Source organism: Pseudomonas farsensis, assembly GCF_014268805.2.
Taxonomy (GTDB): Bacteria; Pseudomonadota; Gammaproteobacteria; order Pseudomonadales; family Pseudomonadaceae; genus Aquipseudomonas; species Aquipseudomonas farsensis.
On sequence record NZ_JABWRF020000001.1, the window covers coordinates 726,200 to 746,350 of the forward strand.

A 20,151-nucleotide genomic window follows, 5' to 3' on the forward strand; every position below is an offset into this window, starting at 1 on the left:
AAAACCATAGAATCTCCCACAGGGTCTCAGTCGGGCACATCTATCACGGCCCGGCACAGCTTTTGTGGGAGCTGGCGCCAGCCTGCGATGAGGCCGGCACCGGCAGACCCGCCGCTCAAACCCAGCTCAGCACCGGCCAGCCATGGGTCCGTGCATGTTCGTGCAACACCGGGTCAGGGTTAACCGCAACCGGGTGATCGACCTTTAGCAACAGCGGCAAGTCATTGCGCGAATCGGAGTAAAAACTCGCCCCCTCAAGGTTTTCCTGCTCCTGGTCCAGCCATTCCAGCAAACGGGTGATCTTGCCCTCGCGGTAGGTCAGCACGCCGTGGGTCCTGCCGGTATACACCCCGTTTATCGCCTCAAGCTCGATGGCCAGGTACTCCTCCACCCCAAGGCGCGCCGCAATCGGGCCCACCAGGTGCGTGCCGCTGGCCGAAATGATCAGGATGCGGTCACCGCGCTTGCGGTGTTCGGCAATGCAGCGGCAGGCATCGCCGAAGATGATCGGCTCGATCACCTCCTCGACCCACGGCTCGACCAGGTGCTCGACTTCCTCCAGGGTGCGGCCTGCAATCGGCTCCAGGCTGAACGCCATGTAGTCCTCCATTTGCAGGTGGCCCTTGCCATAGGCTTTCATCAGTTCATGGTCGCGCTTGAGGAATGCCTTGCCATCGACCCAGCCAAGCCGGGCCATCTGTTCGCTCCACAGCGACGCGCAGTCGCCGTGGATCAAGGTTTCATCCAGATCGAAAATTGCCAGTGCCATGTGCTGCGTCTCCTTAGGCCACTTCCCGTAGCGCCGTTGGGTCGATCGACAAGGATACGCGCTTGCCATCGGCGTGCAGGTCGGCTGCCGAGCGGTTGAGCACGTCCACCACCAGCTCGACCTCGCGCACCTGCACCCGGTAGCGGATCACGTTGCCGAGCAGGCTGTGGCTGCGCACCTCGGCGTCCAGCTCACCGTTCAGGCCCAGGGTGATCGACTCCGGGCGGATCGCCAGGCGCCCGCTGACCGGGCGTTGCAGCAAGCGGCTGGCGCGGTCGGCGTCGAGCAGGTTGTAGTTGCCGATAAAGCCTGCGGCAAACAGGTCGACCGGGGCGGTGTAGAGGGTTTCGGCATCGCCGCTCTGCACGATGCGCCCTTGGTTCATCAGCACGATGCGGTCCGACATGGTGAGCGCTTCTTCCTGATCGTGGGTGACGAAGATAGTCGTCAACCCCAGCTCGCGCTGGATGGCGCGGATCTGCTCGCGCAGGTGCTTGCGAATGCGTGCATCCAGCGCCGACAGCGGCTCGTCGAGCAGCAGCAGGCGCGGGCGGGTGACCAGCGAGCGGGCCAGCGCCACCCGCTGGCACTGCCCGCCAGAAAGCTGATGCGGGTAGCGCCCGGCAAAGCTGTTCAGCTCGACCAGCTCCAGCACTTCGCGCACCCGCACCTGGCTCTCGTCGGCCTTGACCTTCTGCATGCGCAGGCCAAAGGCGACGTTTTGTTCAACGGTCATGTTGGGGAACAGCGCGTAGCTCTGGAACACCATGCCGATGCCGCGTTTTTGCGGGGTCAGCGGCACGATGTCCTGGCCGTCGAGCAGGATCTGCCCGCTGTCTACCGGCGTCAGCCCGGCGATGCAGCGCAGCAAGGTCGACTTGCCGCAACCGGACGGGCCAAGCAGGGTGACGAACTCGCCGCGCTCGACCTGGCAGTCGATGTTTTCGAACACGGGGCTACCGGCGTAGCTTTTTTGCAGTTTCTGTACGCTGACAAAGCTCATCTCAGGTCTTGTCCTTGTTCAAACGGTTGGCCACCCAGGTGAGTACCAGCACGAAGGCGAAATAGGAGATCACCAGCGCGCTGTTGAAGTGGCCGCTGCTGTTGCGCATGTTGTTCAGGTAAACCTGCAGGGTTTCGTAGCGGGTGCCGACCAGCAGGTTGGCGAACACGAACTCGCCGAACAGGAACGAGAACGACAGCAGCAAGGCCACCATCAGCCCCTTGCGCAGGTTGGGCAGCACCACCAGCATCGCGGCCTGCCAGGTGCTGGCACCGAGCAGTTGGGCGGCGTCCATCAGGTCGCGCAGGTTGATGGCCTGCAGGTTGTTGGTGATGGCCCGGTACATGAACGGCAGGGCGATGGTGAAGTAGCAGCCGATGAGAATCCACGGCGTGCCGACCATCGCCATCGGCCCGCTGCCGTAAAGTTGCAGCAGCCCCACCGAGGACACCACCGGCGGTACCGCGAACGGCAGCAGGATCAGCACGTTCATGAACGCATCGAGCCTGGGGAAGTGGTAATGCACCACGAACAACAGCGGCAGAATCAACAGTACCGACAGCAGCAAGGCCCCCACGCACACCAGCAGGGACTGGCCAAAGGCTGCCAGAAAGCGCGGTTCGCTCCACAGCGCCACATACCATTTGAAGGTCAGCCCGCTGGGCAGCATGGTCGCCGACCAACTGGTGGCCAGCGAGTAGAGCAGGGTGCCGGCCAGCGGCAGCAGCAGAATCAGAAACAACAGGTACACCACCAGCTTGTGGTAGAGCCCGCCCTTGCCAGTTTCAGCGCGCATGGTAGCTCCTTCGCAACAGCCATTGATGAACCACGGTGACCAGCGTCATCAGCCCCACCAACACCATGGCCAAGGCGCTGGCCAGGTTCGGGTCAAGGCTGATATCACCTGCCACAAGCCCGGCGATGCGGATGGGCAGTACGTTGAAGTTGCCGGTGGTGAGGGCATAGACGGTGGCATAGGCGCCCAGGCGTTGGCCAGCAGAATCACGAAGGTGCCCAGCAACGCCGGGGCCAGCACCGGCAGGCCGATATGCCGCCAGAACTGCCATTGGCTGGCGCCCAGCAGCGCAGCGGATTCGCGCCAGTCTTCGCGCACCGCATCGAACGCGGGGAACAGCAGCAGCACCCCCAGCGGGATCTGGAAGTAGGTGTACACCAGGATCAACCCGGTCTTGGAATAGATGCTGAAGTCGCCGAGCAGGCCCATCTGCTTGAGCAGCAAGGTCAGCGCACCGTTGAAGCCCAGCAGAATGATGAAGGCGAACGCCAGCGGCACGCCGGCAAAGTTGCTGGTCATGTTGGCGAAGGCGGTAACGAAGTCGCGCAGGCGCGAGTCGACCTTGTGCAGCGAGTAGGCGCCCAGGGTGGCGATCACGATGCCGAACAGGCTCGACCAGAAGCTGATCTCAAGGCTGCGTTGCAGCGCTTGCAGATAGAACTTCGAGGCGAACACCTTGCTGAAGTTGGCCAAGCCCCAACCGCTGTCGCTTTGCAGGCTGTTGATCGCCACCCAGGCCAGCGGCGCAATCTGGAAAATGATGAAAAACACCGCGAACGGCAATAAACAGAGCAGGGCCAGGTAGCGGCCTCGGCGGCTGGAATTCACGTGAGCAGCTCCCGGCAGACGGTCTTGTCGTGGGCGGCGCCCAGCAGTTGGCAGATGGTGCCGCACAGCTCGGTCTGCAGTGGCTTGGCCGCAGGATCCAGGCTGAACGCCTTGCCGAACACGAACAGTGGCACCTCGCGCTCCTCGGCCAGCAGGCCGTTGTGCGAGCGGTCGTTGTTCATGCCGTGGTCGGCGGTTACCAGCACCTGATAGCCCTCTTCGAGCCAGCGCGGCAGGTAGTCGGCCAGCAGAATGTCAGCGCTGCGCGCAGCGTTGCGGTACTGGCTGCTGTCCAGGCCGTGGCGGTGGCCGGCGTCGTCTATGTTCATCGGGTGCACCAGCAGAAAGTTCGGTGCATGGCGCCGCCGCAGGTACTCGGCGTCGGCCAGCAGGTGCGAGTCGGGGTAGTGATCGGCGTAATAGAACAGCCCGTGCTGGATCGGCAACTTCGGCGCGTGGGTGTGGCGGTCGCGCAGCGGGTCGAACGGGGAGCGGTTGTACAGCTCGCTCATCCAGTGGTAGGCCGCCGCTGCCGTGCCTAGGCCAGCCTCGCGGGCGTAGTGGAACACGCTGCGTTGGTTGGACAGGCGGTTGACGTTGTTGTGCACGATACCGCTGTCGATGGGCGGCACCCCGGTCAAGATGCATTCGTAGAGCGGCCGCGACAGCGACGGCAACTCGCATTCGACCCGGTAAAGCGCGGCGCGGTCGGCCTCGACGTAGGCGTGCAGGTGGCCCATGGCGTGGTGAGCGACCTGGTAGTTGAGGCCGTCGAGCAGGACCAGAATGACGTTGTGTTGCATGTTCGCTCCAAGGGCATAGGGCGGGCAGGAGCGAGCAAGCCCGCTCCTGCCCGCAGACGGCGCTTATTCCATCTCGATGATCACCTGCTCCTGCCACTTCTGCGGCAGGGCCTTGGAGGTGGTTTCCCACACCTCGGCGTTCTTGATCGGCTGGGCCGCTTGGTACTGCTCGTTAGGCAGCAGCTTGGCCTGCACGTCGGCTGGCAGTTTCAGGTGCTCGGCGCGGATCGGGCGGGCGTGGCCGATAGCCAGGTTGGTCTGCCCGGCGTCGCTGAAGATGTACTCGCGGGCCAGCTTGGCGGCGTTCGGGTGCTTGGCGTACTTGTTGATGATGGTGGTGTAGCCCGAAGTGATCGAGCCGTCCGAGGGGATCAGCACCTCAAAGCGCTTGGGGTCGATCTGGTCGCGGTAGCTCAGGCCGTTGAAGTCCCACACCACGCCGACTTCCACTTCGCCCTTTTCGAGGGTCTGGATGGTCGGGTTGGCCAGCGACAGGCGCTTTTGCTGGGCCAGCTTGGTGAACAGCTGCAAGCCCGGCTCGATGTTGCTTTCGTCGCCCTTGTAGGCGATGGCCGCCGCCAGCACGCCGTTGGCCGCCTGGGCCGCAGTGCCGACGTCACCGATGGCAACCTTGTATTTGCCCTTTTCCAGGTCGTGCCAGGTTTTTGGCCGCTCGCCTTCCTTGACCAGGTCCTTGTTGATGATGAACGCGATGGTGCCGGTATAGGCCAGCGCCCAGTGGCCATCGGCGTCCTTGGCCCAGGTCGGGACCTGGTCCCAGGTGCTCGGCTTGTAAGGCTGCGTAACGCCCTTGGCGACGGCAATCGGCCCGAACGCTGCGCCAACGTCACCGATGTCGGCGCTGGCGTTGTCTTTCTCTGCGTCGAACTTGGCGATTCCTGGGCCGAACTCATGTCGGTGTCGCTGTGCTTGAGGCCGTATTTTTCGCAAGGACGTCCCAGGTGCCTTTCCAGTTGGCCCAGGCATCGGGCATGCCGACGCTGTTGACCGCGCCTTCTTTGCGCGCAGCGTCTTCGAGGGCCTTGAGGTCCTGGGCCATGGCCGAGGTGCCGAAAGCGATGGCGGAACCGAGCAGTGACGCCATGAACAACTTTTTCATCCGAAGCTCCTTGGGTGGGGTGCCTTGCATTCGTTGTGATGAGGAGAAGCCGTGCCTGCTTGACGTTGGTCTAGGTCAGCAAACCTTGAGCCAAGTTAGGCCGCTTGCATGACAATTTGATGTAAGGGGCGGGCGTGCACGGGTGCCACACGGCCCTGGCATTACAGCGTAGACCACAGGTGCTGCGTGGGCTGGCGCGGTTCTGGCAAGGGCTGGCGGGCAGCCGTTGTCACAGGATGTTCATCAGCCCTGCCTAGGCTTGCACTATTCTCCACCTGCCCTGTTATGGGGCTGGACTAGTCCAGATAGGTAACCTTTGATGCAAGCGACGCCACCGCGTGCGGTAACAGCCATCTGCCACGCCTTGCAGGAGCAGATAGAACACGGCCTGCTGGCGCCGGGCGGCAAGCTGCCGGCCGAGCGCAAGCTCAGCGAGGTGTTCGATACCACGCGTATCACCCTGCGTGAGGCACTGGTGCAGCTGGAAGCCCAAGGGTTGATCTACCGCGAGGAGCGGCGCGGCTGGTTCGTGGCCCCCGACCGGCTGACCTATGACCTGATCGAGCGCAGCCACTTCCACGCGATGGTCCGCAACCAGGGCCGCCAGCCTGCCACCGAGTTGCTGTCGGCGCGGCTGCAACCCGCCTCCGCCGCCATCTGCGCACGCCTGCGCCTGGCGCCGCTGTCGAGCGTGGTACGCATCTGCCGGCTACGGCGTATTGACGGCCGTGCGGTGCTGTATGCCGAGCACTACCTCAACCCGCAGTATTTTCCCGGCATTTTGCAGCTGGACCTTGCCCAGTCGCTGACCGAGATCTACGCCCGGCACTACCAGCTTGAATATGGGCAGGTGTGCTTCGAGATACTGCCGACGGCCTTGCCGGTGGAGGCGGCCAGCGCCCTGAAAGTCTCGGCCGGCAGCCCTGGGCTGCATATCACCCGGGTCAATAGCGATCAGCACGGGCATCTGATTGATTGTGATCTGGAGTATTGGCGGCATGATGCGATTCGCATACGGGCCGAGGCGGGGTGAGGGGTGTGGCTGGGCTGATTGCCTCCTGAGAATCCAAGTCAGGCAGTTGAACAAGCAGCACCAAGCCGATTACTCCCGTGATGAAGAATGTCGTAGCGAGACTCGCCATGACCTGGACGCCGGTGGTCGCAAGCACGGCGCCGAACAGTGCTCCGGTGCCGAATACTAAGGTACTACTTAGGGAGGCTGCAGCGCCCGCGCGTTCGGGGTGCCGGGCCAGAGCCAGGGACGTTGCCGCGGGCCTGATAATGGTGATGCCGGTGGCGCAGATGATCACAGGCAGCAAAACACTGGTAACCGACGCTTGTGCTGCAAGCCCCCATATAAATGAGGTAATACCCGAACAACCGACGAGCATGAAACCAATCCCGATTTGCGAGCCTGCACGCGCATGACGGCTCAGCCAGCGAGCGACCACACCGCCCAAGACATAGGCCGAGCCATAAGCGGTAAATACGACGCCGAAACCTGTCACCGAAAAATCCATATGGTCCATCAAGATCAAGGGCGCATTGATGATAAATGAAAAATGGCAGGCAAATGCCAGGCAGGAAAATAAAGTGAGGATTAAAAAAGCCCGTCCTTTGTGAGGGCCCTGTAGCTTGCAATGATGCCCTCCACCTTCGCAGGCGCCGGCTGCTCCTGTAGCACCGTAAAGGCCATTATCGCGCTGCAAGCTGCTAGCGCTGCATACACCCAAAAACTACCCTGCCAATCAAAGTGAACTTGGAGCATGCTTCCAACAAACGGGGATAAGGAAATAAACAGCCCGCTGGCACTTGTTAACAAGATTCGCATGTTATTTCGATCTTGCCCCCGTACAGATCTTGTACCAATGCGTGGGTGAGCACGAAGCAGCCACAGCCTAATGCTTGCAGCAAACGGAATAAAAGAAAAACTTCGAAACTGTCGGACAGCAGACAACCCGCCGCCCCGCTTGCTGATGCTAAAAGCCCGATGACGAGCAGGCGTTTGCGGCCTAGGGCATCCGACAACGGGCCTATGATGATTTGGGATGCCGACACTGCTAAGATGAACAGCGTTACGGAGTAGGCAATGCTTTGGGTTGAAGTATTGAACTCTACGGCGAGGGCGGGAAACGACGGGAGAATGACATCCAGTGGGAAAACACCAAGAAAGGTAACTAATAGGGTCAGGGAGGTTAGGGGTGGGGTGATGTTTGTTAATGTGGTTTGTCATGTTGGCAATCCGTTTTCACGGAACGCGTTAATGTAGGTATGATTTTTAAATAGGTCGGTACGTTTTATTGCTCTCATCGTTAGTGCCGTTGAGTCTGATATTCTATCCAGCCAATTGTTTTGCAGGGTTTTGATGGCATTTTCTATGACGGTCAGATGGGTGTCAGCGATTAATCGTATGAAGTGGATGTTCGGCCTTGAAAAAAAGGGATGGTTTTTATCAGGCAGGTTACCATGAAGTCTTTTTGAGAGTTGGACAGTCCTCCCCATAATGTTACGAACAGGTCTGAAAAGAAAATTGAGTGCCGTGACTCATCGATTAAGTGATCTTGAAACATGTGGAGTATCGGTGGTAGTAAGTCGCCGTGTGATAGCCATGAAAGTTCTCGGTGATGATGGTTTCTGATACAAAGGCAATTATAAATGCTGCGAGCTCTTGGTGTTTATGACGTTGCGTCGCGCGACTTCTGTCCAGATGGTGAAGCCTTGCAGATCGCATTCGAGGAAGAGAGAATCGATTTGTGACTTGATCTGATAGCTCTCTGGAAAATAGCGCGTGATATCCTTCGTCGGCGTAAAGTTTAAGGGCGCAGAAACGTTCTTGTGAGCTAAAATGTTGAGAGAGTGCCCCCTGGGTTATACAGCATATAGCACGGTTTACATAGGATATCTCTAGCTCGGTCGTGTAGTCCAGGAAATGAACTAAGTGGCCGATATGTATTCTCAGAAGAGCCGCCTCTGGCAGGATTTCCATTCCAGCTTGGTTGGCAAGCGGGATTAGAGCTTTGGGGAACCAGCGCTCAGGAGTGGTCTCGCTGAATTCGGTATCTGTAAACAAGTAACGGTTAGGGCGGGAACGAACGGTACTGGTTGTATCCCAGGTGGCAAAGTAGCGGCAGCTATCGGTTTTTTTCATGGTGCCTGCCCGTTGTCCGAATGAAGATATTTAAATTTTAATCATTGCTTGAAGTTCTGTAGGTGTGGGGGCTCCGTCCGTATAGCCGCATCCTACAAAAAAGAATACCTGCTCATCAGAATCTTTTATGCCTAGGAGAGGGTCGATAAGATTTTCGTTAAGTGCGCCAGTCGGCCAAGTTCCTAGGCCCAAGGAGGTCGCTGCGATTTGTAGAGTCTGTGCCACGTGCCCAATTTCAAGTAGCGCATTTCTATATGCTCGCGAATGTTCATACTTCCACCATAGCTTATCGAGCCTAGAGGTAAGGAAAAATCCTAACGCAAGATCGTCCGCAAAATGCTGCCCTGATAAAAGATTTCCCAAGGCAGGCAGTTCTGAGGAGGTTAAGTGCAAGCAGTGCTCAGTGGGGTTGTAATAGTAGATGCCTCGCTTGATGCCTTCAATGTTGTGGACGTAGACATACGCCTCCGTCGCATTAAGTCCTCCACCGGAAGGACTGCTGCGGCGGTTGCGAAACATCTCTGCAATGCCCGCTGTGTCAGGTAGCTTTCTTTCAGCATTGAAACTAAGAGAAGACTCTAGGAGTCTCGCGAAGATGTTGCGTTGCACAGGGTGGTCGGAGAAGACTCTAGATGTCGATCGGAGTTTAAGAGTGCTTTCCACTGTGCTTAGCTTTAATGATCTTGGTAAACTTACGGTGTCCTTGATATTCTGGCCTTGGCTGATTGTAGGTATTTCTTTGTTTGAAATATCTTCACAGTGTTCTAGATAGTGCGCTGCCCATTCGGATTTGTCACCCGGTTGAAAGTCGAGTGGGATGTTTTTAGTGCCAAAATGAAAAATGTGCGAAAGTATATCCCAGCCCCACGAGTTATACGGCGTTGAGTCTAAAATTCCGCTGCTTTTAAGTTCGCTGTCTAGTGGGTTGTTTTTGTCAGTTTTGTCTGGGTTGTAGGCCAAAAAGATAAGTCGTTGTGCATGTGCTAAAGTAAGTTCGTACTGTTTGTGACTCCTATAGTTCCAACAGATCAGTTTCTTTTCAAAAATTATAAAAAAGCAGCCATCGTTCATTACTAGTGCCTCCGGAGGGATGCTAGGCGCAGGCCGGCACTACGCCTAGAATTTTCAGCTAGCGCTTACTGCGCCTTACGCACCAGATGGGCCAGATTTGCTAGTTTGGATGACTCCATTTTCACTTCTTTCATTATTGTTCTCCGTTGATATCGCTTGATTGCGACATCTTCAGCTTAGGCAATATGGGAAGATGTACAAGCTTTGATTGTGCGGGAAAAGTCGATCAGTCATGTAGGAAAAGTCCTTGCGCGCAGCAGAAAACAGCTTCTGTCCTACACTCACTCGATTTTGACCCCGTAGGTCAGTTCCTAGCGGCGATGCTCAGGGTAATAGATCGACAATTTGTCGGTGGGGCTATTTTAATGATAGGAAGGCGTTATTTAGAATACAGCGGACTTTGTAAGGCACAGCTAGCAGGGGCTGTGTAATTAAAATACATACAGCCTCCCGTTTACCGTCTAGATACCGGGCAGCGATGCCCTGTTGGGGCGCCCGCACGTTGGTTATGTGCAACCCTGTACCGGCCTCATCGCAGTCTGACCTCTCGCACACGTGATCGCTGCAAACCTTTTCCTCGCAAATCACCCAGAAACACTGCGCTCCACAACATCCCCACCCCCGGCCGTGACCACCTGCACCGACAAGCGCGGTGTGGCAAGGTCCAGCCCGGCTTCGTCAAGCTGGCGCTTGAGCGCCAGGTTGAACGCCCGCGACACTTCCCACTGCTTGATCGGCGCGGTCTTGAAGCGGGCGCGCAGTACTGCCGAGCCTGACTCGAAACTCTCCACACCCTGCAACTCCAGCGGTGACCAGATGTTGCGGCGCATCAGCGGGTCGCTGCGCAGCTTCTGGCCCACCTCGCGCACCAGCGTGATGGCTTGGTCGATGTGCATGTTGTGCGGAATGGCGACGCGGAAGATCGCGTAGCCGAACTCGCGGGAGTAGTTCTTGATGCTCTTGATTTCGCTGAACGGGATGGTATGCACGATACCGTCGATATCACGCAGGCGCACGGTGCGGATGGTCAGGCCCTCGACCGTGCCTAGGTGGCCGCCGACATCGACATAATCGTCGATGGCCAGGCTGTCTTCGATGATGATGAACAGCCCGGTGATCAGGTCGGCAACCAACGATTGCGCGCCAAAACCGATCGCCAGGCCGATTACACCGGCACCGGCCAGCAGTGGCGTGACGTTCATGCCCATGTTGGCCAAGGCCACGATGACCGCAATGAGGAAGATCGCCACGAACAGCACGTTGCGGATCAGCGGCATCATGGTTTGTGCGCGGGCATTGGCCTGCCCGCGGCGTGAGCGCACCAACGCGTGGTGCACGGCGGTGTCGGCAAGAATCCACACCAGCCACGCCACAATCAAGGTGCCGGCCAGGCCCAGCAGGCGCAGGCTGATTTCGTGGCCGTCGCCCTCGGCGAAGCGGATCATCGACAGGCCCCAGACGCGCAGCCCGAGTTCGATGAAGAACAGCCACACCAGCAAGTGCGCCAGCGCGTAACCGAAGTTGCGCAGCCGCTCGGTGTACACCTCCTGGCGCCGGTTGACGCGCTTGGGGTTGGCGGCGTGGCGGCGCACCAGGCCGTTGAGCACCATGCACAGCACCACCAGCACCGTGCACATCAGCGACTGGCGCAGGGCGGTGCTGGTGTCGCCGGCCGAGACGAAGGTGGCGAACAGCGAAATGGCCACCAAAATCAGCGCCGGGATGTACCAGAAGCTGCCAAGGATCTCGATGGTGTCGCTCAGCGTGCGCCGGGTCAGGCGCCGGGACAGCGGCTGGTTACGGATCAGGTGGGCGATGGGGCGGCGAAAACGCAGGATGAACAGCCCGGTGCACAGTGCGGCGATGACGTTTGCCAGGGTGGCCAGGGCATGGGCCAGGTGGATACCCAAGGCTGCCGTCAGGCGCGGGTCGCTCAGCGCCTCGCCGAAGGCTGCAAAGCTGCCGATCAGCCACAGTGGCCGGAACGCCCGGTGCCGCAGGATGTAGAGCGCGCGGTGGCGGTGCGGGCCGTCGAGCAGCGAGAAGGCAATCACGCAGATCGCCGAGAACAGCGTACCGACCACCAAGGCGTAGGCCAGCACCATGGCCATGGATTTGCCCAGTGACGAAGGCAGGGCAAAGCTCAGGTAGACGGTAATGACCAGCGCCACCAGCCACGGCCCGAGCTTGCGCAGGGCAAAGCGCACCAGGTCCCAGGGCCGTGGATGCTGCGGCAGTTCCTCGGTCAGCCCAAAGCGCACCCGCACCCGGTGGCCGACCCAGTTGAAGGTGTAGGCCAGCACGCTCCACAGCGCAATCACGGCGGCAAAGCCGAACAGAATTGCCGGCCACTGATGCACCGGCACCACCAGGGCTGCCAGTTCATCCTGGGCCAGGTCGATTTCTTCGGACCAGCGCACGAACGGGCTGGCGTCACCGCTGAACTGCTGTTCGAAGTCATGCAGCGCACCGCCGATCAGCCCAAGCACGCCTTGCTCGACGCTGGGCTGCGATTGGCGGGTGGCATCGCGCAGCTTCTTGAGGTCGGCCAGCAGTTTTGCCCGTTGCTGGTCGTTCTCAAGGTTCTTGATCACCTCATCCAGCGATTTGCCCAACGGCTCGCTGGCTTGTGGCTGCGCGGGCGCGCTGCTACCCAGCAGCCCCGCAAGCCGGCGGCGTGGGTGGGGGTGACGAACAGCAGTAGCAGAAGGGCAAGGCAACGCAGAAATGCAGGCACCGGGAAATCTACCTCAGGCAAAACGTTTGCCCGAGTGTAGAGGTTTATGTGGGCAGTTTCTCCAGGATCTTCCAGCAGGTCAGGCCAAAGATGCCCAAGGTACCCAGCCACATCATCAGCACCCCGACATTGCGCTCACGCAGGCCGAAGCCGATGGTCAGCAGCATGAGGAACAGGAAAACCGGGACGAACAGTGACAGGAACGGGGACATGGCAGGGGTCCTTCTGCGGTATCGGAGTGTTTCTACAAGCTTAGCCCGCATGGGGTGGCAAAGGGGATGCGTCACAAATTATTTACTGTTTTGGGCTATGCGGGGAAATTTCCCACAACTTTCTCAGAATAATTTCCTATAGGAAAATCGGGCGGGGCCGATAAAGCGTTCACCACACATTGCATAGTGGTTGGCGCGAGCGAAGCAGCGTTTTAGAACACGCTATTTATTGGAGGATCTGCCATGAAAGTACTGCCTGTAACAGTTTCGCTTCCGGCACTGCCCGTCACTGTTTTACGTTCATCCCCAGTCAGCAGCAGTTGCCGGTCGTTGACGGCGATCAGGTCAGCCTCTCAGAACAGAGCCTTGCCACAGCCAAGACCAAGAATGAGATATGGGCGTTGCATGCGCGGATCTATGGCCCCAGAGGGCTGGATCAGCAAGTTGGGAATGAGTACCGTACTCTAGGTGAGCACGCGTTCAAAAGCTTGGCGCCTCCGGAGGATTATGGCCCCGTCGATGCACAGCGTTTCACCAAAACTCTGCGGTATCTCGACGGCATATATAAACTTTCGGGGTGGAGACCAAGTTTGATGAGAACCCATTCTGGGGAATGGGGCGGGGTGAACTAGCGGCCATTGAAATGGATGAGGCAGGCTACACTAAGGAAGAGCGTTATGCCGCTTTTAGGGCGAAAGGAGCGTTGGATAATATGTTCTTCACCCGTCTTGCTGAATATACGACTAGCACCCATGATCATAGGCCGATGGAAAAAGGCTATCTCGAATATCTGGATAACCTGACCCCCGTAGAGCGCCTCAATTATCCAGACAATGAACGGGCGGCCGTTGCCGCCAGGCTTGCCCATGCAGAGGAAGAGCAAGGCAGCCTCCCTCAGGCTTCTCTCTGTGGAAATATATTAATTGGGACCCAAAGGGCCGCTGTAACCGCGAGGTCTTAGCAGACGCGACGGTAGTTGAACCCACTTCTTCAGCCCAGTCACGCACGGACGTATAAGCAACCATTTGTATGCAGAAGTGTGGGCGAGGTAGAGGGTGCTAAATCTGACGCTTGCAGGTGAAACGTCCTACGCATTTATCAGACTCACGTCCTACACAGAAATACACACTCGAGTCGATACAGCGGTGAGTGCCGGCGGAATAACCCGCTCGGCTCGACTTAGGATGATTTATCATGCACAGAATGAAAGCTCTTACTTTGCTTGTACTATGGATTATCAGTGGCTACGCATTTGCTCAAAACACTACTACTACAAGGTGTCGATCGATAATCAGACTACAGGCACTGCGAAATTTACCCATGAATACCTACTTGGTGTGTCTGAACCGGGTATGGCTGAAGTGTTCTCGGGCGATACGCGCACTTTCGTGGTTACCAGTCTTGCTGATTCTGTATCTGGTATGCGGTTTGTTTATACATCAGGACAAAAACAATGCCGGTTTTCAGCCTCGCACTCTGCTCAGTTTCCGAATCCTGGGGCAGTATGGAAGAAAGAAGCCGCTTCAATAGGGAAAGTGCGCGCGACATGTTTGGCTCAGCTTGAGCAGGCAGATTTCAACATGCCGCACAACTACTCGGTTCGTTTCACTATCAAGTGACCCAACGCGGGGCATTTGTGCCCCGCCCTCTAATGACAGGTGAACCATGAAGATCAATCCATCTCCTCAAGGTGCAGTAACTTGGAAAGCCCCCGCGCAACCTCAATCACCTCCCGTCCAAGCCGATAGTCCCCACACTGCATCGGCTCAAAATGACGCAGTGATCATCTCCGAGCAGGGGCGGGCTCTGGCGGTTGGGCAGCAAAGTGCTGCCGACTCACGCGCCCTTTATGAAAACGTCTATGGGGCGGCTGGCTTGGGCCAACGAGTAACTGGGCGTTTCCATGAGGCGGGGCAGGGGGCATTCACTCAAACCGATGCTCCTGAGCACTACACGCCCGATGAGGCCGAGCGTTTTCGGGCCTCCCTGGCATTTCTTGCGGGCCGCTTCAGCAACGATCGCCAAGTGCAAAATCCGTTTGCCGGGCTGGACCGTGCTGGCCTCACCGACATAATCGAAAACGGCCAAGGGTTTTCTGATGAAGAGCGCTATACGGCGCTGTATGCCAGGGAGGATCTTGATGAGCAGTACTTTTCGGGCGTTATGGGCTATGCACTGGAAACATCGGATGTCCGCCCGCTACGCCGTGCCTATCTTGAATTACTCGACCAGATGTCCCCTGCCGAACGGCTGAAGTATCCGAGCAATGAGCGTGAGCAGGTTGCTGTGCGGCTAGCAGAATCGGAGCAGGCGCAGGGCACGTTACCGAGTGACTTCTCGGTCCTCGATTACATGCAATGGGCCCCCAAGGGCCGCCTGAACCTGGAAGCCTTGCTCGCCCCCACAAACCCCGAGCCTGCCCCGTCACCCGAGGCAGGCCCTGCGGGCGATCAGGGCAGTTCGCGGCTGCGGTAGAACGCGTCCAGCACTTTGACCAGGTGCGCCAGGTCATGGCTGCCGCACAGCTCGCGGATGGAGTGCATGGCAAAGGTCGGCAAGCCGATATCCACCGTGCGCACACCTAGGTGGCTGGCGGTGATTGGGCCGATGGTCGAGCCGCAGCCCATGTCGCTGCGCACCACGAAGCTTTGTACCGGGACTTCTTCGGCCATGCACAGATGGCGGAAGAAGCCGGCGGTTTCGCTGTTGGTGGCGTAGCGCTGGTTATTGTTGACCTTGATGACCGGGCCGGCGTTGAGCTTGGGGCCGTGGTTGCCGTCGTGCTTGTCGGCGTAGTTGGGGTGCACGCCGTGGGCGTTGTCAGCCGACACCAGCAGCGAGCGCTGGATGGTGCGCACGTAGTCGTCGTTGTCCGGCAGCAGGCGTTGCAGGGTCTGCTCGAGCATCGGGCCGTCGGCGCCACAGGCCGAGCAACTGCCGACCTCTTCATGGTCGGTGCACACCAGTACGCAGGTTTCGTCGGTGTCGGCCGCCAGCAGTGCCTGCAACCCGGCATAGCACGACAGCAGGTTGTCCAGGCGCGCGCCGGCGATGAAATCGCCGTTCAAGCCGATCAGTGCAGCGCCCTGGGTATCGTAGAAGCTCAGCTCGTAGTCGAGCACTACATCGGCGTTCAGGCCATGCTCGCGGGCCAGTTGCTCGGTCAGCAGCGCGCGGAAATCGACCCGTTCATCGCCTGCAACCTGGGCCAGAATAGGCGGTAGCTCGGTCTGCGGGTTGATCTGCCAGCCTTCGTTGGCGGTGCGGTTGAGGTGGATGGCCAGGTTGGGAATGATCGCGATCGGCAGCTTGAAGTCGACCAGCTGGCTTTCGACCTTGCCGTCGCGGCGAAAGGTCACGCGGCCGGCCAGCGACAGGTCGCGGTCGAACCAGGGCGCCAGCAGCGCGCCGCCATACACCTCGACACCCAGTTGCAAAAGCCTTGGCGCTGCAGCTCCGGTTGCGGCTTGACCCGCAGGCACGGGCTGTCGGTGTGGGCGCCGACCAGGCGAATGCCGCTGATCAGCGGGGAGTGCTTGCCCAGCCGAATGGCAATGATCGAGGAGTCGTTACGGGTTACGAAATAGCGCCCACCAGGCACGGTGGCCCAGCTGTCACGCTCGTCCAGGCGCTGGTAGCCTGCGGCTTCCAGGCGGTGCACGAGGCTTTGGGTGGCGTGGAAGGGCGTCGGGGAGGCCTTGAGGAATTCGATCAGGCCGGCGTTCAGGGCATCGCGCATAACTCACTCCAGATTGAGCTTCAAGCTGCAAGCCGCAAGCTTCAAGCAAAGGCAGCCCGCAGGGCAAGTGCTGCCGCGAACTACACGAGGTTTTGGGCGCTGCAAGCTTGGGCGAAGGCAGTCGGCGATGGGCCGGGCGTGGTTTGCCTGCGCTTTTTCTGGCCGCTTGCAGCTCGACACTTACCGCTCAGAACGGCGCAGGGCACTCGAACTTCACCCGCTGCCCGGACACCGGGTGGGTGAAACTCAGCATCGAGGCGTGCAGGCACAGCCTCTCATGGGCTGCCAGTGCTTGCGGGTTGGCGTACAGGCGGTCACCCAGCAGCGGGTGGCCGATAGACAGCATATGCACGCGCAACTGGTGCGAGCGGCCGGTGATGGGTGTCAGTTCCACGCGGCAGTAGTCGCCGCAGCGCTCGACGATACGCCAGAAGGTCAGTGCGTGTTTGCCCTGCTCGTGGTCGACCACGTGGCGGGGTTTGGTCGGCGGGTCGTAGCGCAGTGGCAGGTCGATGCTGCCGCTGTCCAGCGCCGGCTGGCCCCAGCACAGTGCGGTGTAGGCTTTTTCTGTTTCGCGGTCATGAAACTGGCGCGACAGCTCGCGGTGGCTGTCAGCATCACGGGCCAGCAGGATGATCCCGGAGGTTTCCCAGTCCAGGCGGTGCACGATCAGCGCATCGGGGTAGCCGTTTTCTTGCAGGCGGGTGATCAGGCAGTCCTTGTTGTCGTCGGCGCGGCCCGGCACCGACAGCAACAGGGTCGGCTTGTTGATCACCAGGATCGCGGCGTCTTCGTGAAGGATCTGGATGTTCGACAGCGGCATGTTCAGGTGTTCTCTGCAAAGCACTGTGGGAGCGGCCCTGGCCCGCGACAGCGTGGATACGCCATCGCGGGGCAAGCCCGCTCCCACAGGGTCAGCCTTGTAGCGCTGGAATATCAGCGATCAGGCAGGGTGATGTTCAGTTCGAGGATCGAGCAGCTGCCCTGGTTTTCCAGTGCGACCTGCACGTCATCGTTGCCGATGTTGACGTATTTGCGGATCACCTCGACCAGTTCCTTCTGCAAGGCAGGCAGGTAGTCCGGCGTGCTGCGCTGACCGCGTTCGTGCGCCACGATGATCTGTAGACGCTCTTTCGCTACCGACGCGCTGGTCTGTTTCTGTCTGCCGCGAAAGAAGTCAAAAGGTTCATGGTTTACTTGCCTCCAAACAGACGCGCGAAGAATCCTTGCTTCGGCACTTCGACGAAACGAAGTTTTACTTCCTTGCCCAACAAGCGGTCGATCGTGTCGTTGTACGCCTGGCCGGCATCGCTTTCGGTGTCGAGGATAACCGGCACACCTTGGTTGGAGGCCTTGAGCACGGCCTGCGACTCGGGGATCACGCCCTTGAGCTTGATGGCCAGGATGTCGGTGACGTCGTCGATGCTCAGCATTTCGCCGCCGGCCACACGCTCAGGGTTGTAGCGGGTGATCAGCAGGTGCTCGACGATCGGGTCTTCGTTGTTTTCGGAACGGCGCGATTTGCTCGACAGGATGCCCAGCATGCGGTCCGAGTCACGTACCGACGATACTTCGGGGTTGGTCACGACAATGGCTTCGTCGGCGAAATACATCGCCAGGTGCGCGCCTTTTTCGATACCGGCCGGGGAGTCGCAGATCACGTATTCGAACTGCTCTTTGAGTTCCATCAGGACTTTTTCGACGCCTTCGAGCGTCAGGGCGTCCTTGTCACGGGTCTGGCTTGCGGCCAGCACGTAGAGGTTCTCGAGACGCTTGTCCTTGATCAGGGCCTGCTGCAGGTTGGCTTCGCCATTGACCACGTTGACGAAGTCGTACACCACGCGGCGCTCGCAGCCCATGATCAGGTCGAGGTTACGCAGGCCGACGTCGAAGTCGACGATGACCGTCTTGTGGCCGCGCAGGGCGAAACCGGTACCGATGGCGGCGCTGGTGGTGGTCTTGCCCACACCCCCTTTGCCGGAAGTAACCACGATGATCTTGGACAAGGTGTTTCACCCTAAAATAGTCGGGACAGACGTCCCTGCAAATACATGAAACGGCAACGATAAAGAAGTTGCGCTAAAAATGCCGGCAAGTATCCGTTAAAGACGGGTGATGTTCAACACGTCGCCGGACAGGCTGAACTGCACGGCCGTACCCCACAGTGGTTCGCGGCGCAGGTCTTCGCAGACCCGGTACTGGCCGGCGATGGAGACCATTTCCGCGGTCATCTGCAGGCAGAAGACGCGGGCTTTGGTGTCGCCTTTGATGCCAGCCAGGGCTCGCCCGCGCATGGCGCCGTACACATGGATGTTGCCATCGGCCAGAAGTTCCGCACCGGGGCTTACCGAGCCGGTCACCACCAGGTCGCCACCGGGGCATAGACCTGCTGGCCGCCGCGCACGGGCGCTGTGATGATGCGCGTCGGGCGCACTTGCGGCTCGGCCGGCGCTGGCGCAGGTTCGGGCTTGCGCACCTCAGGCTCCGGCTCCAGCGGGCGCTCGCGCGCGCCGGAAGGCGGCAGCACCGGCAGGTCGATGGCGATCGCGGCGGCGATGTCCTCGATGCGGCTGGCACGGATCGCCAGGGTGCGCAGGCCGTGGTGGCGGCAGACGCGCATCAACCCGGGCAGGTCGATGGCGCCTTCACCACTTGGCAGCTTGTCCAGCGCCAGTACCAACGGCGTGTTACTGAAAAATTCGGCGCCTGAGCGACCTTGGCCGCCAGTTGGCGGTCGAGGGACTCGAGGTCGTTGCGCGCCAGTTCCAGCACGGTGATGGCAAGCATGCTGCCCTTGAGCTGGAACACGGGGGCGTTGTCGGGTGTCTGGTTGAGGCTCATGGTCTGCATAGACGGCTTGTTGCGAGAAAAGTGCCCTGACTTATAGCGATAAGACTGATTGGCCGCAACCGATGTAGAATGCCCGGCCCTCGTCTTGCCGGAAGCTTCAATGGAACGCCCGCGTTTTCGTACCTTCTATCTTCACCCGCAATTCTGGGCCCTGTGGCTTGGCCTTGGGCTGCTGTGGCTGATTGCCCAACTGCCTTACCGCGTGCTGCTGGGGCTGGGGCGTGGCCTGGGCGCAGTGATGTTCCGCCTGGCCGGTGAGCGCCGGCGCAGCTGCGCGCAACCTGGAGCTGTGCTTCCCGCAGCTTTCGGACGACGAACGGTTGCATTTGCTCAAAGAAAATTTTGCGTCCACCGGCATCGCCTTCTTCGAAATGGCCATGAGCTGGTGGTGGCCAAAGGCCCGGTTGGCTCGCCTGGCCCACATCGAAGGCATCGAGCACCTGCAGGCTGCCCAGCGCGAAGGCGAGGGCGCGATCTTGATGGCGGTGCATTTCACCACGCTTGAAATCGGCGCGGCGTTGCTTGGCCAGGTGCACACCATCGACGGCATGTACCGCGAGCATGGCAACGCGGTGTTCGACTTCATACAGCGCCGTGGCCGCGAGCGCCACAACCCCGATTCGCTGGCCGTCGAGCGCGAAGACGTGCGCGGCATGCTCAAGTTGCTGCGCAAGGGCCGGGCGATCTGGTACGCACCAGACCAGGACTACGGCAGCAAGCAGAGCATCTTCGTGCCGCTGTTCGGCATCCCGGCAGCAACGGTCACCGCGACCACCAAGTTCGCCCGCCTGGGCAAGGCGCGGGTCATCCCGTTCACCCAGAAGCGCCTTGAAGACGGCAGCGGTTACCGGCTGGTTGTTCACCCGGCGCTGGAAGGCTTCCCCGGCGAAAGCGAAGAGGCCGATTGCCTGCGTATCAACCAGTGGATCGAAGGTGTGTTGCGCGAGTGCCCCGAGCAGTATCTATGGGCACATCGGCGCTTCAAATCACGCCCTGATGGCGAGCCGCGGCTTTACGACAACAAGAAATAACCCCTATTGCGGCCGGCTTGCGAGCCCTGCGCCCGCGTGATCCA

16 protein-coding genes and 6 pseudogenes are annotated in these 20,151 nt (G+C 59.6%); 5 read left to right on the top strand and 17 right to left on the bottom strand.

Annotated elements, in window-relative coordinates; all coding sequences use genetic code 11:
• Positions 1–115 precede the first annotated feature (115 nt).
• The 6 genes and pseudogenes from HU719_RS03215 to HU719_RS03240 all read right to left on the bottom strand — a co-directional run bounded on the left by HU719_RS03215 (position 116) and on the right by HU719_RS03240 (position 5,319).
• A complete protein-coding gene (locus tag HU719_RS03215) occupies positions 116–769 on the bottom strand; it encodes an HAD family hydrolase (protein WP_186537032.1) in 654 nt (217 codons plus the stop codon).
• 13 nt (positions 770–782) lie between these two features.
• Positions 783–1,772 carry an ABC transporter ATP-binding protein gene (locus tag HU719_RS03220; protein WP_186537033.1) on the bottom strand — a complete coding sequence of 330 codons (990 nt, stop codon included), beginning with the start codon at positions 1,770–1,772 and terminating at the stop codon, positions 783–785.
• 1 nt (position 1,773) lies between these two features.
• Entirely contained in the window at positions 1,774–2,568 is a 795-nt protein-coding gene (locus HU719_RS03225) for an ABC transporter permease (protein ID WP_186520601.1), read from the bottom strand.
• A pseudogene (locus HU719_RS03230) lies at positions 2,558–3,396 on the bottom strand (ABC transporter permease). The gene HU719_RS03225 and the pseudogene HU719_RS03230 overlap by 11 nt, the downstream one beginning before the upstream one ends.
• The gene (locus HU719_RS03235) at positions 3,393–4,199 is read right to left on the bottom strand and encodes an alkaline phosphatase family protein (protein WP_186520603.1); all 807 of its coding nucleotides are present in this window, start codon (positions 4,197–4,199) and stop codon (positions 3,393–3,395) included. Before HU719_RS03235 ends, HU719_RS03230 begins: the two are co-directional and overlap by 4 nt.
• Positions 4,200–4,262: 63 nt before the next feature.
• Positions 4,263–5,319, bottom strand: a pseudogene (locus HU719_RS03240) (ABC transporter substrate-binding protein).
• A 319-nt stretch (positions 5,320–5,638) separates the two neighbouring features.
• On the opposite strand from HU719_RS03240, the gene phnR reads away from it, so the two are divergent.
• On the top strand, positions 5,639–6,352 hold the full coding sequence (gene phnR / locus HU719_RS03245; RefSeq protein WP_186537036.1) for a phosphonate utilization transcriptional regulator PhnR: 714 nt from the start codon (positions 5,639–5,641) through the stop codon (positions 6,350–6,352).
• On the opposite strand, the gene HU719_RS03250 is transcribed toward phnR, so the two are convergent.
• The 6 genes and pseudogenes from HU719_RS03250 to HU719_RS03280 all read right to left on the bottom strand — a co-directional run bounded on the left by HU719_RS03250 (position 6,264) and on the right by HU719_RS03280 (position 12,487).
• Positions 6,264–7,028 carry an MFS transporter gene (locus tag HU719_RS03250; protein WP_217843690.1) on the bottom strand — a complete coding sequence of 255 codons (765 nt, stop codon included), beginning with the start codon at positions 7,026–7,028 and terminating at the stop codon, positions 6,264–6,266. The genes phnR and HU719_RS03250 overlap by 89 nt on opposite strands.
• Before the next feature lie 106 nt (positions 7,029–7,134).
• Positions 7,135–7,530: an MFS transporter gene (locus HU719_RS23745; protein ID WP_217843708.1), complete on the bottom strand. Its 396-nt coding sequence runs from the start codon at positions 7,528–7,530 to the stop codon at positions 7,135–7,137.
• A 340-nt stretch (positions 7,531–7,870) separates the two neighbouring features.
• Positions 7,871–8,467, bottom strand: coding sequence for a diiron oxygenase (locus HU719_RS03265; protein WP_217843691.1), 597 nt, complete (start codon positions 8,465–8,467; stop codon positions 7,871–7,873).
• Between the two features lie 30 nt (positions 8,468–8,497).
• Positions 8,498–9,538: a SagB/ThcOx family dehydrogenase gene (locus HU719_RS03270; protein ID WP_186537039.1), complete on the bottom strand. Its 1,041-nt coding sequence runs from the start codon at positions 9,536–9,538 to the stop codon at positions 8,498–8,500.
• A 584-nt stretch (positions 9,539–10,122) separates the two neighbouring features.
• A pseudogene (locus HU719_RS03275) lies at positions 10,123–12,275 on the bottom strand (mechanosensitive ion channel family protein).
• A 44-nt stretch (positions 12,276–12,319) separates the two neighbouring features.
• Positions 12,320–12,487, bottom strand: coding sequence for a hypothetical protein (locus tag HU719_RS03280; RefSeq protein ID WP_186520607.1), 168 nt, complete (start codon positions 12,485–12,487; stop codon positions 12,320–12,322).
• 577 nt (positions 12,488–13,064) lie between these two features.
• Here HU719_RS03280 and HU719_RS03285 point away from each other — a divergent pair.
• From HU719_RS03285 to HU719_RS03295, 3 genes are all read left to right on the top strand, one after another.
• Positions 13,065–13,448: a hypothetical protein gene (locus HU719_RS03285; protein WP_217843692.1), complete on the top strand. Its 384-nt coding sequence runs from the start codon at positions 13,065–13,067 to the stop codon at positions 13,446–13,448.
• A gap of 223 nt (positions 13,449–13,671) precedes the next feature.
• Complete coding sequence (locus tag HU719_RS03290) at positions 13,672–14,106, top strand: hypothetical protein (RefSeq protein WP_217843693.1); 435 nt, start codon at positions 13,672–13,674, stop codon at positions 14,104–14,106.
• Positions 14,107–14,152: 46 nt separating this feature from the next.
• Positions 14,153–14,962 carry a hypothetical protein gene (locus HU719_RS03295; RefSeq protein ID WP_186537043.1) on the top strand — a complete coding sequence of 270 codons (810 nt, stop codon included), beginning with the start codon at positions 14,153–14,155 and terminating at the stop codon, positions 14,960–14,962.
• On the opposite strand, the pseudogene HU719_RS03300 reads toward HU719_RS03295, so the two are convergent.
• The 5 genes and pseudogenes from HU719_RS03300 to minC form a co-directional block, all read right to left on the bottom strand.
• A pseudogene (locus HU719_RS03300) lies at positions 14,938–16,226 on the bottom strand (M18 family aminopeptidase). The gene HU719_RS03295 and the pseudogene HU719_RS03300 overlap by 25 nt on opposite strands.
• Before the next feature lie 187 nt (positions 16,227–16,413).
• Entirely contained in the window at positions 16,414–17,049 is a 636-nt protein-coding gene (locus HU719_RS03305; protein ID WP_186520611.1) for an RluA family pseudouridine synthase, read from the bottom strand.
• Between the two features lie 113 nt (positions 17,050–17,162).
• On the bottom strand, positions 17,163–17,450 hold the full coding sequence (gene minE, locus HU719_RS03310) for a cell division topological specificity factor MinE (protein WP_217843711.1): 288 nt from the start codon (positions 17,448–17,450) through the stop codon (positions 17,163–17,165).
• Positions 17,420–18,232, bottom strand: coding sequence for a septum site-determining protein MinD (gene minD / locus HU719_RS03315; RefSeq protein WP_186520613.1), 813 nt, complete (start codon positions 18,230–18,232; stop codon positions 17,420–17,422). Before minD ends, minE begins: the two co-directional genes overlap by 31 nt.
• 96 nt (positions 18,233–18,328) lie before the next feature.
• A pseudogene (gene minC / locus HU719_RS03320) lies at positions 18,329–19,076 on the bottom strand (septum site-determining protein MinC).
• Positions 19,077–19,176: 100 nt separating this feature from the next.
• Here minC and HU719_RS03325 point away from each other — a divergent pair.
• Positions 19,177–20,107, top strand: a pseudogene (locus tag HU719_RS03325) (lipid A biosynthesis lauroyl acyltransferase).
• The last annotated feature ends 44 nt before the right edge of the window (positions 20,108–20,151 follow it).